This window comes from Pseudomonas sp. SYWMCR5, assembly GCF_057197165.1.
The window spans coordinates 15,252-31,300 of the sequence record NZ_JBXUNH010000005.1 but is presented as its reverse complement, the minus strand read 5'-3'; the positions used below and the strand labels follow the sequence as shown (position 1 = coordinate 31,300).

At 63.7% G+C, this 16,049-nt stretch carries 12 protein-coding genes and 1 pseudogene; 5 read left to right on the top strand and 8 right to left on the bottom strand.

Annotation, left to right across the window (positions count from 1 at the left end; genetic code table 11):
• Window positions 1–103: 103 nt before the first annotated feature.
• The 5 genes and pseudogenes from AC2CGW_RS14755 to AC2CGW_RS14735 all read left to right on the top strand — a co-directional run.
• Entirely contained in the window at window positions 104–1,339 is a 1,236-nt protein-coding gene (locus AC2CGW_RS14755) for an exonuclease SbcCD subunit D C-terminal domain-containing protein (protein ID WP_186707896.1), read from the top strand.
• Window positions 1,336–4,980 carry an AAA family ATPase gene (locus AC2CGW_RS14750; RefSeq protein ID WP_484574228.1) on the top strand — a complete coding sequence of 1,215 codons (3,645 nt, stop codon included), beginning with the start codon at window positions 1,336–1,338 and terminating at the stop codon, window positions 4,978–4,980. The genes AC2CGW_RS14755 and AC2CGW_RS14750 overlap by 4 nt, the downstream gene beginning before the upstream one ends.
• On the top strand, window positions 4,977–5,570 hold the full coding sequence (locus AC2CGW_RS14745) for a glutathione S-transferase (protein ID WP_484574227.1): 594 nt from the start codon (window positions 4,977–4,979) through the stop codon (window positions 5,568–5,570). The genes AC2CGW_RS14750 and AC2CGW_RS14745 overlap by 4 nt, the downstream gene beginning before the upstream one ends.
• 203 nt (window positions 5,571–5,773) lie before the next feature.
• A complete protein-coding gene (locus tag AC2CGW_RS14740) occupies window positions 5,774–6,511 on the top strand; it encodes a ribonuclease T2 family protein (protein WP_186666756.1) in 738 nt (245 codons plus the stop codon).
• Window positions 6,512–6,556: 45 nt separating this feature from the next.
• Window positions 6,557–6,697, top strand: a pseudogene (locus AC2CGW_RS14735) (glutathione S-transferase family protein); the annotation flags it as partial.
• 126 nt (window positions 6,698–6,823) lie between these two features.
• On the opposite strand, the gene AC2CGW_RS14730 reads toward AC2CGW_RS14735, so the two are convergent.
• From AC2CGW_RS14730 to AC2CGW_RS14695, 8 genes are all read right to left on the bottom strand, one after another.
• Entirely contained in the window at window positions 6,824–7,003 is a 180-nt protein-coding gene (locus AC2CGW_RS14730) for a hypothetical protein (RefSeq protein WP_288375321.1), read from the bottom strand.
• A gap of 121 nt (window positions 7,004–7,124) precedes the next feature.
• Entirely contained in the window at window positions 7,125–8,255 is a 1,131-nt protein-coding gene (locus tag AC2CGW_RS14725; RefSeq protein WP_484574226.1) for a lactonase family protein, read from the bottom strand.
• Window positions 8,221–8,511, bottom strand: coding sequence for a DUF5629 family protein (locus tag AC2CGW_RS14720; protein WP_186666759.1), 291 nt, complete (start codon window positions 8,509–8,511; stop codon window positions 8,221–8,223). Before AC2CGW_RS14720 ends, AC2CGW_RS14725 begins: the two co-directional genes overlap by 35 nt.
• Window positions 8,512–8,637: 126 nt before the next feature.
• The gene (locus AC2CGW_RS14715; RefSeq protein WP_484574307.1) at window positions 8,638–11,010 is read right to left on the bottom strand and encodes an efflux RND transporter permease subunit; all 2,373 of its coding nucleotides are present in this window, start codon (window positions 11,008–11,010) and stop codon (window positions 8,638–8,640) included.
• Between the two features lie 20 nt (window positions 11,011–11,030).
• Window positions 11,031–12,053 carry a YCF48-related protein gene (locus AC2CGW_RS14710; RefSeq protein ID WP_288375325.1) on the bottom strand — a complete coding sequence of 341 codons (1,023 nt, stop codon included), beginning with the start codon at window positions 12,051–12,053 and terminating at the stop codon, window positions 11,031–11,033.
• 234 nt (window positions 12,054–12,287) lie between these two features.
• The gene (gene pepN, locus AC2CGW_RS14705) at window positions 12,288–14,948 is read right to left on the bottom strand and encodes an aminopeptidase N (RefSeq protein ID WP_484574225.1); all 2,661 of its coding nucleotides are present in this window, start codon (window positions 14,946–14,948) and stop codon (window positions 12,288–12,290) included.
• Window positions 14,949–14,961: 13 nt separating this feature from the next.
• Entirely contained in the window at window positions 14,962–15,792 is an 831-nt protein-coding gene (locus AC2CGW_RS14700) for a DUF2797 domain-containing protein (protein WP_186666763.1), read from the bottom strand.
• On the bottom strand, window positions 15,789–16,049 hold the full coding sequence (locus AC2CGW_RS14695; protein WP_065861159.1) for a YeaC family protein: 261 nt from the start codon (window positions 16,047–16,049) through the stop codon (window positions 15,789–15,791). Before AC2CGW_RS14695 ends, AC2CGW_RS14700 begins: the two co-directional genes overlap by 4 nt.

Sequence of the window (16,049 nt, the reverse complement as noted above, 5' to 3'; positions counted from 1 at the left end):
AAGCGAACCTGCACAGCCACTTGGGTTACCATACCCGCCCTCCGAGACCCCATCTCAAGCGCAGCCCCGACCGGTCGCTTGATTCGACACCAACAGGTCCTCCATGCGTCTGTTTCACACCTCCGACTGGCACCTGGGCCAGAGCCTCCACGGCCAGGAACGCGACTTCGAACACGCCTGCTTCCTCGACTGGCTGCTCGGCCAGCTACGCCTGCGCCAACCCGACGCGCTGCTGATCGCCGGGGATATCTTCGACACGGTCAACCCACCGGTCAAAGCCCAGGAGCGCCTCTACGACTTCATCGTCCAGGCCCACGAACAGCAGCCCAAGCTGGACATCGTGATGATCGCCGGCAACCACGACTCCGGCTCGCGCATCGAATTGCCCGCCGCCCTGATGCGCCGCCTGCGCACCCACGCCCTGGGCCGGGTGCACTGGCTTGACGAAGGCCAGCTCGACGCCGAGCGCCTGCTGATCCCGCTGACCAACGCCCGCGGCAAGGTCTGTGCCTGGTGCCTGGCCCTGCCCTTCCTGCGCCCGGCAGAAGTCACCGGTCCGCAACTGGGCGATGACTACCTGCAGGGCATCACCCAGGTGCACCAGCAGCTGATCGCCGCCGCCCTTGGCAAGCGCAAGAAGGACCAGGCGCTGATCGCCATCAGCCACGCCCACATGGCCGGTGGCTCGATTTCCGAAGACTCCGAGCGCAGCCTGATCATCGGCAACGCCGAAGCCCTGCCGGCGCGGTTGTTCGACAAGGCCATCAGCTACGTCGCCCTGGGCCACCTGCACAAGCCACAGAAGGTCAACCGGGAGAACCGCATCCGCTACAGCGGCGCGCCTATCCCGCTGTCGTTCGCCGAGATCAACTATCCGCACCAGGTACTGGAGATCGAGCTGGACGGCACCGAGCTGCTCAGCGTCGAACCGCGCCTGGTGCCGCGCGCCGTGGCCCTGCAGCGCATGGGCCCGGCACCGCTCGGCGAACTGCTCGAGCAGCTTGCCGACCTGCCGGTGATCGACCTTCTCGAAGACCCCAATCGCCAGCCATGGCTGGAAGTGCGGGTACGCCTGGACGAGCCGCAGCCCGACCTGCGCCAGCAGATAGAAAGCGCACTGCAGGGCAAGGCGGTGCGCCTGGTGCGCATCAGCGCCGAATATGCCGGGCGCAATGCTCAGGACGAGGACGAACAGGCCTTCGTCGAGCTGTCGCAGATGACCCCGCAGGACCTGTTCGGCCGCGCCTGGGAGCAGGCCTACGGCAGCCCCGTCGATGAACAGACCCTGAGCGACTTCGCCCTGCTGCTGCAGGACGTGCAACTGGAGGAGCAGCCATGAAGATCCTGGCCATCCGCCTGAAGAACCTTGCCTCCCTGGCCGGTCCCATCGATATCGACTTCACTGCCGAGCCCTTGGCCAGCGCCGGGTTGTTCGCCATCACCGGCCCGACCGGCGCAGGCAAGAGCACCCTGCTCGACGCCCTGTGCCTGGCGCTGTTCGGCACGGTGCCACGTCTGAACGAGATCGGCCGCGAAGCCAAGGTGCCGGACGCCGATGGCGAAATCCCCACCTCCGATCCGCGCAACCTGCTGCGCCGGGGCACCGGCAGCGGCTTTGCCGAGGTCGATTTCGTCGGCATCGATGGCAAGCGCTACCGCGCCCGCTGGGAGGCCAACCGCGCGCGTGACAAGGCCAACGGCAAATTGCAACACAGCCGCCAGAGCTTCTACGACCTGGACGGCGAACAACTGCTGGCCAGTGGCAAGAACGAATACAAGCAACTGGCCGAAGCCCGCCTGGGGCTGAATTTCGAGCAGTTCACCCGTGCGGTGATGCTGGCCCAGAGCGAGTTTGGAGCCTTCCTCAAGGCGGACGATCGCGAACGTAGCGAACTGCTGGAAAAGCTCACCAACACGGCCATCTATACCCGCCTGGGGCAGCGCGCCTTCACCCGCTCGCGCGAGGCCGCCGAGGCGCTCAAGGCACTTGAGGAGCGCGCCAGCCACTTGCTGCCGCTGGCCGCTGAGGCCCGTGCCGAACTTGACCAGCGCCTGGAGCAGGCGCAACAGCACTTCAAGGCCGAACAGGCGCGCGAGCGGCAGCTTGAACAACAGTGCATCTGGCTCAGCGAACAGCAGCGCCTGCTGGCCCAACACGCCGAAGCCAGTGAAGCGCTCAAGGCCGCCGAGCACACCAGCGCACAGCTCAGCGAGCAGCGTATCGATTTGCAACGCCTGGAGCGCCTGGCCCCCCAGCGCCATCAGTTCCACCGTCAGCTGACCCTGGCCGCCCAGCTCACGCCGCTGGCCGCCGAAATCGCCGAGCAGGTACGCCAGCAGACCGAACTGCACACCCGTATCGGCGAACTGGAGCAGGCGCAGCTCAGCGCACGCGATGCGCTCGCACAAAGCCAGGCGCAGCACAGCGAGAACGCCCCCCGCCTGCGGCAGGCCTTTGCCGCCCAGGACGGCATCGCCCGCCTCGACCAGGACCTGGCGAAACAGCACTCGGCCTGCCAGCAGGCTGAGCAGGACCTTGCCGAAAGCCAGCAGCACCTGCAGCAGCTGGAACAGAACCAGCAGCGCAGCCTGGAACAACTGGCCCTGATCGACACCGCGTTGGCCGACAGCCAACACCTGGCGGGCCTGGCCAATGCCTGGCAGGCCTACCTCCCGCAACTCAAGCAGGTGATGCTGATCGGCAGCCGCCTGGCCAAGGGTCGCGAAGAACTGCCAGGCTTGCAGGCACAGGCCAGCCAGGCCAATACCCAACTGCAAACCCAGCGCGACAGCTTCGAGTTGCTGTTCCGCGAAGCCAAGGCCGAGCCCCAGGCCCTGGCCGAACAGATCGACCTGCTCGGCGGCATGCTGCAGGACAACCGCAAGCAGCAGCGCGCAGTCGAGGAACTGTCACGCCTGCACGGTCGCGAGATGGAACTGCGCCAGCAGCTCGACGCCCTGCGTGAGCGGCAGCAACAGGCCATGCAGCAGCGCCAGCAACTGATCGGCGAAGGCACATCGGCCAAGGCCAGGCTGGAAACGGCAGAACAGGCACTCGCACTCACCCGCCAGTTGCTCGATCGCCAACGCCTGGCGCGCAACACCAGCGTCGAAGAATTGCGCGGCCAACTGCGCGACGGCGAACCCTGCCCGGTCTGCGGCAGCGCCGAGCATCCGTTCCACCAGCCCGAAGCGCTGCTGCAGAGCCTTGGCCGCCATGACCAGGCCGAAGAAGAAGCCGCGCAGAAACAGGTCGAGACCCTCAACGGCCAACTGGTGGAACTGCGCACCCAATTGGGCGTGGTCAACGCCCAGCTCAAGGATTTCCAGCAGCAGCAACAGCAGCTCGGCGAACAGCTGCAACCCTTGGTGGCACAGGTGCAGGCCCACAGTCTGTGGCCAGCCCTGGCACCACAGGACGACAAGGCACGCAGCGTCTGGCTCGACAGCCAGCTGCGGCGCCTGGACGAGGAAATCGGCAAGGACGAGAAACGCCAGAGCGCCCTGCTCGCCCTGCAGAAGGACGCCGCACGCCTCACCCAGCAATTGCAGGCGGCACAAGAAGCCCAGCAACAGGCCCAGCGCCATCTGGACCAACAGCACCAAGCCTTGGCCAACGACGAGCAGCAACTGGAGCAAGGGCTGAAGGACCTCGCCAGCGTGCTGCCGGGCGACGTGCTCAAGGCCCTGAGCGACGATCCGACCCACGCTTTCGTCGCCCTCGACCAGCAGATCAGCCAGCGCCTGCAGCAGCTCGAACAGCGCAAGGACGAACAGGAAGAACAGCAGGCGCGCCAACTCCAGTTGGACAAGCTGCGCGATCAGCATCAAGCACGGCTGGACACCCAGGAGCAACTGCGCCAGCAACTCGCCGCCCTCGAGGCCCAGCGACAGCAGGCCCAGGCCGCGCTGGCCGAGTTGCTCGGCGAACAGCCCAGCGCCGAAGCCTGGCAACAGCATATGGATGCGCAACTGGAGCAGGCACGGGCGCTCGACGCCGATACCGCACAACACCTGCAGACGCTGCGCACCCAAGGCGTGCAGTTGGCCAGTGAGCTCAAGGCCAACGGCAATCGCCAGCAGGCACTGGAACAGGAACACCAGCAACTGCACGGCGACATCGCCCAATGGCGCGCCGAACACCCTGAACTGGACGACGTCGGCCTGGAGCGCCTGCTGGCCATCGATGAGGCCGCCGTCAGCGCGCTGCGCCAGCACCTGCAAGATGCCGACAAGGCCGTCGAGCAGGCGCGGGTGCTGCTGCACGAGCGCGAACAGCGCCTGCAACAGCACAGCGCCGATTCGATCGTCCAGGCATCGGCCCAAGACCTGCAGCAGAGCCTTGGCGAACTGCGCGAGCAACTGGCCATCCATGAACAGCACTGCGCCGAACTGCGTGCCCAGCAGGCCGACGACCAGCGTCGCCAAGAGGCGCACCAGGCCCTCGCCGAGGACATCGACAAGGCCCGTGGCGAGCGCCAGCGCTGGGGTCGGCTCAATGACCTGATCGGCTCGGCCTCAGGCGATGTGTTCCGCAAGATCGCCCAAGGCTACAACCTCGACCTGCTACTGCACCACGCCAACAACCAGTTGCGCCAGCTGGCCCGGCGCTACCGCCTCAAACGCGGCGGCAGCGCCCTCGGCCTGCTGGTGCTGGATACCGAGATGGGCGATGAACTGCGCTCGGTGCACTCGCTGTCGGGCGGCGAGACCTTCCTGGTCTCGCTGGCACTGGCCTTGGGGCTGGCATCGATGGCCTCCAGCACCCTGCGCATCGAATCGCTTTTCATCGACGAAGGCTTCGGCAGCCTGGACCCCGAGTCACTGCAACTGGCCATGGATGCGCTCGACGGCCTGCAGGCCCAGGGTCGCAAGGTCGCGGTGATTTCCCACGTGCAGGAAATGCATGAGCGTATTCCGGTACAGATCCAGGTGCGTCGCCAGGGCAACGGCCTGAGCGATGTCGAGGTCTGCGGGTGATTCTCTATTCGTTCCGCCGTTGCCCCTGGGCCATGCGTGCGCGCCTGGCCCTGCGCTATGCAGGTTGTGACGTGGAAATTCGCGAGGTGGCGCTCAAGGACAAGCCGGCCGAGCTGCTGGCTCTGTCGCCCAAGGGTACGGTGCCGGTGCTCGATACCGGGGAGCGGGTGCTGGAAGAAAGTCTGGATATCATGCGCTGGGCACTGGCGCATGACGATCCGCAGGACTGGCGGCTGCTGGCCGATCCGCCGGCGGCTGAACGAGGCGAGGCGTTGATCGCGCGCAATGACCGGGATTTCAAGGCACAGGTCAACCTGTACAAGTACGCCGAGCGCTACCCGGAGCATTCACGCGAACACTACCGCCAGCAGGCCGAGGCCTGGCTGGCGGAGCTCGAAGACCTGCTCGAGAACAGGCCTTTCCTGCTGGCAGACCACCCAAGCCTGGCCGATGCCGCGTTGCTGCCACTGCTGCGCCAGTTCGCCGGGGTCGAACCTCAGTGGTTCGCCGAGGCGGCTTATCCGCGGGTGCGGAGCTGGTTGCAGGGATGGCTGGACTCAAGCCTGTTCAAGGCAGTCATGGCTCGGTGAAACAACCTTTTCTGTGCCAGGTCGGACTTGTTTCCAGCCGTCCGGCGGCCTGAACCGATAGGGAATAAACCCATGTCAGTTCGGCACCGTCCAAGTTGACATGCCCATGACCTGTCATTTTTGCCAGTGGTCAATAACGCGCATAGCGCAGTAGATTCCTCGTAAACCGCATCAACATGCGGTGTTATCTGAGGATGGATCCGATGAAAAAACTACTCGCCAGCCTGGCACTTCTCGCTGCCACCAACGCTTGGGCAATGGATGCCAACGAAGAAGCCGGCCCATCACCCTCTGAATTTCCCACCGATTTCCTGGTGTATTCGGTGACTTGGCAACCCTCTTTCTGTGAAATGGAAAAACTCAGGAAGCCCCAGGACAAATGGGCTGCGGGTTGTGAGAACGCGCCACAGGCCTTCCTCACCCATGGAATCTGGCCTTACAGCAAAAGCATTGAGCCCAAGAACAATCGCCACCCACAATTCTGTGAGGCCCTGTCCAAATGTACGGGCAAGGAATGCACGATCTCCGACGAGCAGATGCAAGCAGTCCTGAAGATTCCCAAGCTGGCCAACATGGTCACGCAGCGACCAGAAGGTATGTTTCGCCATGAGTGGAGCAAGCATGGCAGTTGCTCGGGCCAGGAATTGCATAGCTATTTCGCGGACTTCGTGAATTTGCGCACCGTGGTGAAGTACGACCAATCCAAGTTCAATCAAATGATCGGGAAAGACACGCCTTTCGCCGAGATCAAATCCGCTTTCCCAGAGAACACCTCATTCCGCTGCTACCAAGAGCAGGGTAAGCAATACCTGCATGAAGTCTTCTACTTGATTGATCGCCAAGGAAACCCCTACAACGGCGAAAAGAACCTGCAAATCGGTGTCGCTTGCAACGACAAGGCACCTACCCATATTCCTGGCGGCAAGCCGCATGAAATCTGAAAGGTCTCTGCCAACGGCGAACACCTTTCACGCATTACTGGGCTGAACACCGCGTTGCTGCCATTGCTGCGCCAGTTCGCCGGGGTCGAACCTCAGTGGTTCGCCGAGGCGGCTTATCCGCGGGTGCGGAGCTGGTTGCAGGGATGGCTGGCATCGGACCTGTTCAAGGCGATCATGGTCCGCTGAAAAACCGATTGACCAGGTTCCTGTGGGAGTAGGCTTGCTCGCGAACACCGGCGGAGTCGGTGCCATGGCACCGTGGTGACTGCTTCGCCAGCAAGCCCGCTCCCACAAGAACCTGTCAGGGGTCGATCAGTTGCTGTGCTTGACACTCAGGGCTGCGTGGAAGTGGGCACTCTGGCGCAGGTACTGCTCGGTGTAGCTGTGGGTTTCGGCAGCCTTGCTGCGGCTTTCCGACTGGGCATGGACCGGCAGCACGACGGAAGCGGAAATGGCGGAAGCGGCAATGACCGGGAAGAGATTGAAGTTCATCGGAGTGTCCTCGTCTTCGGTGTTTGACAGTGGCCCTCTTGGGCCTTGGGTCAAACTTACGCCGACGAGGCGCTTGGCTGAAATTCATTGCAGCAGTAGCGATTATCACGCCGATTGATAGTCAATCGAGAAACTTCAGGTCCGAAGGCGCGTCCTGGAGCAGTGTCTGCACCGTTTCGCCAAGCTTGCCAGTACGCGGATCGCAGCGCATGACCACGATCTGGTTGCTCTTCTGGTTGGCCACCAACAGGAAGTTGCCGCTTGGGTCCAGAGTGAATTCGCGTGGGTGATCGCCTTCCACCGAGCGACGCTGCAACAAGGTCAACTGACCGTCGTCCTTGCCCACGGCGTAGACCACGATCTGATTGGCGCTGCCGCGGTTGCTGACGTACAGGAAACGTCCGTCGGCGGACAAGTGCAGGCCACCCGCGGCCTTGGCGGCAGGATCGCTGCTGTCGGTCAACGGCAGGCGCTGACGCTCATGCAACGCACCGTCCAGAACATCGAAGGTCACCACCTCGGCACTCATTTCCAGCGTGAGGTAAGCATGCCGGCCCTTGGCATCGAACAGCAGGTGCCGTGGCCCGCTGCCTGGCGGCAAGCTGACGAATGCGGGTATCGCCGGGCTCAACGGCAGGTCGGCACTGGCGCCGTCGTAGCGGTAGATGAACACCTTGTCGGCCCCCAAGTCACTGGCATACAGGTGGCGGCCATCGGGCGACTGGACCACCGAATGCACATGAGCACCGGCCTGGCGCTCGGGGTTGACCTTGCTCGGGGCATGGCGCAACTGCTGTAGCGCCGCCTTGAGCTTGCCGTCACGCGCCACCGGAACCACCACCAGGCTACCGCCAGGATCGGGCGCCACGGCGTAATTGGCGACGAACAGGTAGCGCTGGTCGTGACTGAGGCTGGCGTGGGTCGGTTCGTCGCCCAGGCTGGCGACCTGGTTCAGCGGCGTGATCTCGCCATTGGCACTCACCGCGAAGCTGCTGAGGTGCCCCATGGGCGTTTCGTTCACCGTGAACAGTTGCCGCTGGTCGGCCGACAGCACCAGCCACGAAGGGCTGACAGCCTTGACCACCTGCCGGGCTGGCGTGGCGATCTGACCACTGCGCGGGTCGAACTGATAACGGTAGATGCCTTGGCTGGCACCCTCGGTGTAACTGCCGACCAGCAAGGTGGCAGCCTGGGTGTGGATCGACAGGCTCATCAGACTAGCGGTCAGCAGGCGCTTCCAGGTCAGCTTCATCTTCGTCATCTTCCGGGGCGCGAAACGCACTCATCAAGACTAGACGGTGTTCTGCTTGGGCGTCGTGGAGCAACCAATCGTTCCCTTCTGCGCGGGCGGCAGCCATTTGCTCGGGGGTGAAACTCCAGCGGCGCAACTGGCGGCCGTCCATGCATTCAATCATGAGGCCGGAAGTGTCGCAGGTGAACTCGAAGGCGTGCAGGCCATCGATCAGGAGCATGTCGCAGGTTTGCAGGGCGGTCGCGAGAGGGGGCATGGGGGCACCTTGGGCTAGGAAGGTGGCCATTATATCTTCGGATCACTTCTTCGGATCACTGCAAGAAGCCTTGAAACCATGCAGGAGCGGCCTTGCGCCGCTCCTGCACCAATAGCGTCGGTTTCCTCAATGGGCGAAGATCGAGCCACCCTCCTTGCCCACCATCTTCTCGGGCTTGATCAGGAACCGCGCCAGGGCCGGCAGCAGCCACAGCGCGCCGAACATGTTCCACAGCAGCATGAAGGTCAGCATCAGGCCCATGTCGGCCTGGAACTTGATCGCCGAGAAGATCCAGGTGCACACGCCGATCGCCAGGCACAGGCCAGTGAACAGCACCGCCTTGCCGGTGGAGCGCAGGGTCTCGTAATAGGCTTCCTGCAGCGGCAGGCCCGCGCGCAGGAAGCTTTCCAGGCGGCTGTAGATGTAGATGCCGTAGTCCACACCGATGCCCACGCCCAGGGCGACCACCGGCAGCGTCGCAACCTTCACGCCAATGCCCATGAACGCCATCAGGGCGTTGCCCAGCACCGAGGTCAGGACCAGCGGCAGGACGATGCACAAGGTGGCGGCGAAGGAGCGGAAGGTGATCATGCACATCACCGCCACGCAGATGTACACCAGGATCAGGATGGTCAGCTCGGCCGACTTGATCACCTCGTTGGTGGCCGCCTCGATGCCGGCGTTACCGGCCGCCATGAGGAACTGCAGGCCTTCCTTGTTGTGCGCATCGGCGAAGGTCTTGGCTGCAGCGGTGACGCGCTCGAGGGTCTCGGCCTTGTGGTCGTTGAGGAACACCAGCACCGGCGCCAGCGAGCAGTCGGCGTTGTACAGGCCATCGGCACGGGCGATGGAGTTGTTGAGGATGTCCGGGTTGCGCGAGAGGGTCTCCCACTTCAGGCTGCCCTCGTTCATGCCCTTGATCACCTGCTTGGACACGGTCACCAGGGAGATGGTCGACTGCACCCCCGGGGTGTTGTCCATGGTCCACATCAGTTCGTCGATCGGCGCCATGGTCGAGTGGATCGAGCAACTCTCGGCCGGGGTCTTGACCATGATCACCAGTACATCCGAACTGGTCGAGTAGTTGTTGATGATGAAGCTGTTGTCCTGGTTGTAGCGCGAATCCGGACGCAGCTCCGGCGCGCCTTGGTCGAGGTCGCCGATCTTCAGGTTCTGGCTGTACCAGAGCCCGCCGGCAAAGGCGACCAGCGCGAGTGCGATCGACACCGGCGCCACCTTGGGGCTGGCGAAGTTCGACAACAGGCGCCAGAACGGATGCTCGCAGACCGCATCCTTCTTGCTGCGGGCGATGGCCTTCTGGCTGATGCCGACGTAGCTGATCGCGACCGGCAGCAGGATCAGGTTGGTGAAGACGATCACCGCCACACCGATCGAGGCCCCGATGGCCAGCTCACGGATCACGCCAATGTCGATGATCAGCAGGGTAATGAAGCCCACTGCATCGGCGAGGATGGCGATCATCCCCGGCAGGAACAGCTGGCGGAAGGTGCGCCGCGCGGCGGTCAGGGCGTTGTCGGCATCGCTGGACTGCAAGGCGATACCGTTGATCTTCTGCACCCCGTGGGAAATGCCGATGGCGAAGATCAGGAACGGCACCAGCATCGAGTACGGATCGAGACCGAAGCCGACCGCGTGCATCAGCCCAAGCTGCCACACCACCGCCACCAGGGTGGTGATGAGCACGGCGATGGTGCTGCGGATGCACCAGGTGAACCAGTACAGCAACGCCCAGGTGATGACCAGCGCCACCCCGAAGAACATCGCCACCATCACCAGGCCGTCGATCAGGTCACCGACCTTCTTGGCGAAACCGACGATATGGATCTTCACGTTCGGGTTCTGCGCCTGGAACTTGTCGCGGATCTTCTCTTCCAGCTGGTGGGAGAATTTCTGGTAGTCCAGCTTGGTCAGCTTGCCCGGGTCCTGCGGGTCGGGGAAGTTTTCCAGCAGCGGAATGTCGACGATGCTCGACTTGAAGTTGTTGGCCACCAGCCGCCCGACCTGGCCAGACTTGAGCACGTTGTCACGCAAGGTGTCGAGGCTGTCCTGCGAGCCGTTGTAGGTGTTGGGGATGATTTCGCCGCCGGAGAAACCTTCCTCGGTCACTTCGCTCCAGCGCACGCTCGGGCTCCACAGCGACTTCAACCCGGCACGGTCGACGCCGGGGATGTAGAACACCTCGTCGTGGATCTGGCGCAGGGTCTCCATGTAGTCCTTGTCGAAGATGTCGCCATTGACCGCCTCGACCGAGATGCGCACGGTGTTGCCGAGGTTGGCCAGGTCATTGCGGTGCTCCATCATCTGTTCGATGAACGGATGCTGCAGCGGGATCATCTTCTCGAAGCTGGTGGAGGGGCGAATCTGCGTGGCCTGCCAGAACAGGAAGATGCTCACCAGCACGCACAGGGCGATGACCACGGGGCGGTTGTTGAATATCAGCCGCTCGAGCAGGGTGGCCTTGTCCTTGTGGTGGGGCATGTTGAAATTCTCCGGACGGGTCATGGCCGAGCCTCCTCGGCGCCTTCAGCAGTGGCCAGGTGTATGCCACCCTGCCCCACCAGCAGCAGGCCGCCATCGGCCAGGCCGCTGACACCGGCCAGCGCGATGCGGTCGGCGCGGTTGTACACCGTGAACGTCTGGCCATCGTCGCGGCTGCGCAGCACGCTGCCACCATTGCCGACCACGACGAGGCTGCCATCTTCGAGAAGCGTAGCGTTTGCCAGGCCGAATTCGAGCGGACCCCGCCCTGCCTCCAGCGGGATGGCTTGCCAGGTGTCGCCAAAGTCGGTGGAGCGCAACAGGTTGCCGCGCAGTCCGTAGGCCAGCAGCGTGTGCGCTTGCCCGGTGCCGGTCACGCCGAACAGCGAGCCCTCGTAGGGGCTTTCGACATGCGACCAGGTCTGGCCGTCGTCGCTGGAGCGGAACATGCTGCCCTGCTCGCCGACGATGAACAGGCCGGCATCCTTCACCTGGGTGATGCCATTGAGGTGCAACTGGTCGGGGTTGTCGAGACGCTCGGCGACGTCCTGCCAGTTCTGCCCACCGTCGGTGGTTTCCAGCAGCGCGCCATAGGCGCCGACGGCGAAGCCGTGCTGGGCATCGATGAAACGCACATCGAGCAGCGGGGCTTCACGGGAGAGGTCTTCGAACTGCTTGCTCCAGGTCGCACCGCCGTCGCTGCTGGCGAGAATCTGCGCGTCATGACCGACCGCCCAGCCACGCTTGTCGTCGAGGAAGAACACGGCAGTGAGCAGTTGACGGGTGGGTACCCGGGCCTGGGTCCAGGTCTTGCCCTGGTCGTCGGAGAACAGGATATGGCCGCGATCGCCGACCACCACCAGGCGTTTGCCGGCGTGTACGGCGTCGATCAGCAGGCTCTGGCTGGCCTTGGCCGATTCCACCGAGTATTCAGCGACGGCCGCGGCCTGTGCGGTGCCTGTCCATGTGCCCAGCGCCAGTAACGCGCTGGCCGTCAACGCCAAGGCTCCGCGCCTGGCATCCGCCTTCAGCCATTCCCTCATGACCGCCCCCTGTTGTGTTCTTGTAGTGGGTCAATGCCTTGCAGGTACTGCGAAAACCCTTGATCCAGAGCCCTGCAATAGCTTTGGGCCATCCTATCGGGGAAGATCGCGCGAACACAACGGGCGGGACGTTATGTTTTGTTAACCGCCAAAAAGCATCGCGGGCAAGCCCGCTCCCTGATCCTTGTGGGAGCGGGCTTGCCCGCGAATCGGCCAGCCCGGTTTAAAAATGAATCAAGCCAGGCTCTTGCTCACCACCTCATACACATCGCTGGACAGCGCCCCGGAGGCGAGGATCCGCTCGAGCTCGCCTTTCATCAGTGCCTGACGCGCGGCATCGTACTTGCGCCAGCGGGTCAACGGCGCCAGTTGGCGCGAGGCGATCTGCGGATTGAGCGCGTTGAGCTCGATCACAAGGTCCGCCAGGAAGCGATAACCCGAGCCGTCGGCGGCATGGAAGTTGACCAGGTTCTGCCCGGCAAAGGCGCCGACCAGCGCACGCACCTTGTTCGGGTTCTTCAGGGTGAAGGCCGGGTGCTGCATCAGCGCCTTGACCCGCGCCAGCCCGCCCGGCAGGCTGCTTGCCGCCTGCACGCTGAACCACTGGTCCATGACCAGGGGGTTGTCCTTGAAGTGCTCGGCGAAGGCCTCCAGCGCCTTGGCGCGCTCGGCTTCGAACGGCGAATTGACCAGCACGGCCAGCGCGGTCAGGCGCTCGGTCATGTTGTCGGCGTGCTCGAACTGCTCCAGCGTAGCCTCCAGCACCTGCGCCTTGCCGCTGAGCATCAGGTACGACAGCGCGATGTTCTGCAGGCTGCGGCGGGCGAAGTGCTCGGCTGCGGCTACATAAGCGGTGTTGCGCGACACTTCGCGGTTGGCCTGGTAGCGCGCCCACAGCGCATCGAACAGCTGCTCGGCGATCTGCTTGCGGGCGAACTCGCGGGCCGCATGAATCGCGTCGACATCCGCCACCTGGCTGATTTCGGTGAGGTAGGCCTCGCCTGGCAGCGACAGCATTTCGGCGACCATGGCCGGGTCCAGCGACTCGTTGCCCAGTACCGTACCCAGGGCAGTGGTCAGCCGAGGGTCGAGTTTCAGCGCTTCGCCGCGCTGATGCTGGCCGATCAGCTCCTGCAGCACCTGCACGGCCAGCTGCTGGCCCGCTTCCCAGCGGTTGAAGCCATCGCTGTCGTGCTGCATGAGGAACATCAGTTGGTCGCGGTCATAGGGGAAGCTCAGCTTGACCGGTGCACTGAAGCCACGCAGCAACGACGGCAGCGGCTTGGCGACGATGCCCTGGAAGGTGAAGGTCTGCTCGGCTTCGGTCACCGAAAGTACGCGTTGGGTCGCGGCGTTGGCAGCCGCTTCACCGGCCAGTTGCAGCGGCAGGTCATTGCCCTGGGCATCGAGCAGGCCCAATGCTACCGGGATCACGAACGGCAGTTTGTCGAGCTTGTCCGGCGTCTGCGGGCAGCTCTGGCGGAAGGTCAGGCTGTAGGTCTGCGCCGCGCCATCATAGGCTTCGCTGACCTCGAGGCGCGGCGTGCCGGCCTGGCTGTACCAGCGCTTGAACTGGGTCAGGTCGACGCCGTTGGCGTCTTCCATGGCCTTGATGAAGTCGTCGGTAGTCACCGCCTGGCCATCGTGACGCTCGAAGTACAGGTCGCTGCCCTTGCGGAAGCCCTCGGCGCCCAGCAGGGTACGGACCATGCCAACCACTTCGGCGCCCTTTTCGTACACGGTCAGGGTGTAGAAGTTGGAGATCTCGATGAAGCTGTCCGGGCGCACCGGATGGGCCATGGGGCCGGCGTCTTCGGCGAACTGGTGGGTGCGCAGGTAGGCGACGTCCTCGATGCGCTTGACCGTGCGCGAGTTCATGTCGGCGCTGAACTCGGCGTCGCGGAACACCGTGAAGCCTTCCTTGAGCGACAGCTGGAACCAGTCGCGGCAGGTCACGCGGTTGCCCGACCAGTTGTGGAAATACTCGTGGGCGACCACCCCTTCGACGCGCTGGTGGGCGGCATCGGTGGCGGTTTCGGCGCGGGCCAGCACGCAACTGGAGTTGAAGATGTTCAGGCCCTTGTTTTCCATGGCGCCCATGTTGAAGTCGTTGACCGCGACGATCATGAAGATGTCCAGGTCGTATTCACGGCCGTAGACCTCCTCGTCCCAGCGCATGGACTTCTTCAGGCTGACCATCGCGTGGTCGCACTTGTCGATGTTCTCGGGCTCGACGTAGATGCGCAGGGTCACATCGCGACCCGACTGGCGGGTGAAGCTGTCCTCGACGCACCAGAGATCGCCCGCCACCAGCGCGAACAGGTAGGCCGGCTTCTTGAACGGGTCTTCCCAGGTTGCCCAGTGGCGGCCGTCTTCTGCCGGGCCGCTGCCGACCGGGTTGCCGTTGGACAGCAACACCGGGTAGCGGTGCTGCTCGGCGATCACCGTGGTGGTGAAGGTGCTCATCACATCCGGGCGGTCGAGGTAGTAGGTGATCTTGCGGAAACCTTCGGCTTCGCACTGGGTGCAGAACATCTTGCCGGACTTGTACAGGCCTTCCAGCGCGGTGTTGCTTTCCGGATGGATCTTCACGCTGGTGTCGAGGATGAAGCGCTCAGATTTGGGGTGGAGGGTCAGGCTGCTGTCATCGAGCTGGTACTCATCGGCCTGCAGCTCATGGTCGTCCAGCACGGCGCGCTGCAGCGCCAGTTGCTGGCCATCGAGCACCAGTGGCGGCAAGCCGGCACCGCGCTCGGGGTTGCGGCGCATGACCAGTTGCGCATGGACCAGGGTGTGGTCCTCGAACAGCTCGAAGGTCAGGTGCGTCTCGTCGATCAGATACTCGGGCGCCTGATAGTCCTTGAGGTAGATCACTTGCGGTTGTTCGGTACGCATGGTGACGATCCTTTTACTGGAGCACGGCCAGCTGGTAGGCCGTGTACTTGCGAATATTGATCACGCCGGTGTCGAAGATCAGGTACTGGCCCTTGATGCCCAGCAGCGTGCCTTCCACCACCGGGTCCTTGTCCAGGTTGAAGCTGACGATCTTCTTCGGGTAGGCCTGGACCGGGTAGCGCATCTCGACCACTTCGGCATCGGGCAGTGGCTGGATCGCCTGCAGGCCGAAGCGGCCTTGCAGCTCGCGCAAGCCTTCGGCGCAGGCATCGAAGATCTGCTCGCGCACCGCGACCAGGTCCAGCGCTTCGGCATCGCCCTTGAGCAGGGTGCGCCAGTTGGTGCGATCCGGTACCTGGCTGCGCAACAGGTCTTCGACCAGGCCCGACTGTTGGCGGGTGGCCACGCGCATGATCGGCAGTGCCTGGCTGGCGCCCTGGTCGAGCCAGCGGGTGGGCAATTGCGTGGCACGGGTGATTCCCACCTTGATGCCCGACGAGTTGGCCAGGTACACCACATGGTCGGTCATGCAGAACTGCTCGCCCCACGACGGCTCGCGGCAGGTGCCGGCGTCGTAGTGGCAACGTTCCGGGGCCATGATGCACACATCGCACTGGGCCAGTTTGGTCATGCAGGGGTAGCAGTAGCCCTGGCTGAAACTGGTCTTGGTGCGCTTGCCGCAATGGGTGCAGTGGATCGCACCGAGATATTCCAGACGCAGCGACTGGCCGATCAACGGGTTGACCGGCACCTGCTCCTCACCGAGGCGAAAGCTGTACTGCACGACCGGTGCTTCGAGACGCACCGCCATCTTGCTCAAGGAGCCACGAGCGAGTTCGATCAATGTACCGAGTCCGACTTGAACAGAATGTTGGGGATCGGCGCGGATTTGGAGGCGCATTCCTGCGGCCCCATGTAGCCGGTGCGCTCTTCCTCGGGCAGGTTCTGGATTTCCCAGGCGATCACTGCCTGCAGCGACAGCTCCTTCTGCTCGGCGGTGAGCTTGCGGCCATCGGACCATTTGCCGAGTTCCACCGCCGTCTTCAGGCTCTGGTAGATCTCGGGGGTGATGTTTTCGATCATTTGCGCGAAAGTGGACAT

Bases quoted from the DNA above. Each gene is read 5' to 3' on its own strand.
- AC2CGW_RS14730 (WP_288375321.1), bottom strand. From the start codon at position 7,003: ATGAACTTCAATCTCTTCCCGGTCATTGCCGCTTCCGCCATTTCCGCT.
- AC2CGW_RS14710 (WP_288375325.1), bottom strand. From the start codon at position 12,053: ATGAGGGAATGGCTGAAGGCGGATGCCAGGCGCGGAGCCTTGGCGTTG.
- AC2CGW_RS14725 (WP_484574226.1), bottom strand. From the start codon at position 8,255: ATGAAGCTGACCTGGAAGCGCCTGCTGACCGCTAGTCTGATGAGCCTG.
- AC2CGW_RS14755 (WP_186707896.1), top strand. From the start codon at position 104: ATGCGTCTGTTTCACACCTCCGACTGGCACCTGGGCCAGAGCCTCCAC.
- pepN (WP_484574225.1), bottom strand. From the start codon at position 14,948: ATGCGTACCGAACAACCGCAAGTGATCTACCTCAAGGACTATCAGGCG.
- AC2CGW_RS14720 (WP_186666759.1), bottom strand. From the start codon at position 8,511: ATGCCCCCTCTCGCGACCGCCCTGCAAACCTGCGACATGCTCCTGATC.
- AC2CGW_RS14750 (WP_484574228.1), top strand. From the start codon at position 1,336: ATGAAGATCCTGGCCATCCGCCTGAAGAACCTTGCCTCCCTGGCCGGT.
- AC2CGW_RS14740 (WP_186666756.1), top strand. From the start codon at position 5,774: ATGAAAAAACTACTCGCCAGCCTGGCACTTCTCGCTGCCACCAACGCT.
- AC2CGW_RS14715 (WP_484574307.1), bottom strand. From the start codon at position 11,010: ATGCCCCACCACAAGGACAAGGCCACCCTGCTCGAGCGGCTGATATTC.
- AC2CGW_RS14695 (WP_065861159.1), bottom strand. From the start codon at position 16,049: ATGTCCACTTTCGCGCAAATGATCGAAAACATCACCCCCGAGATCTAC.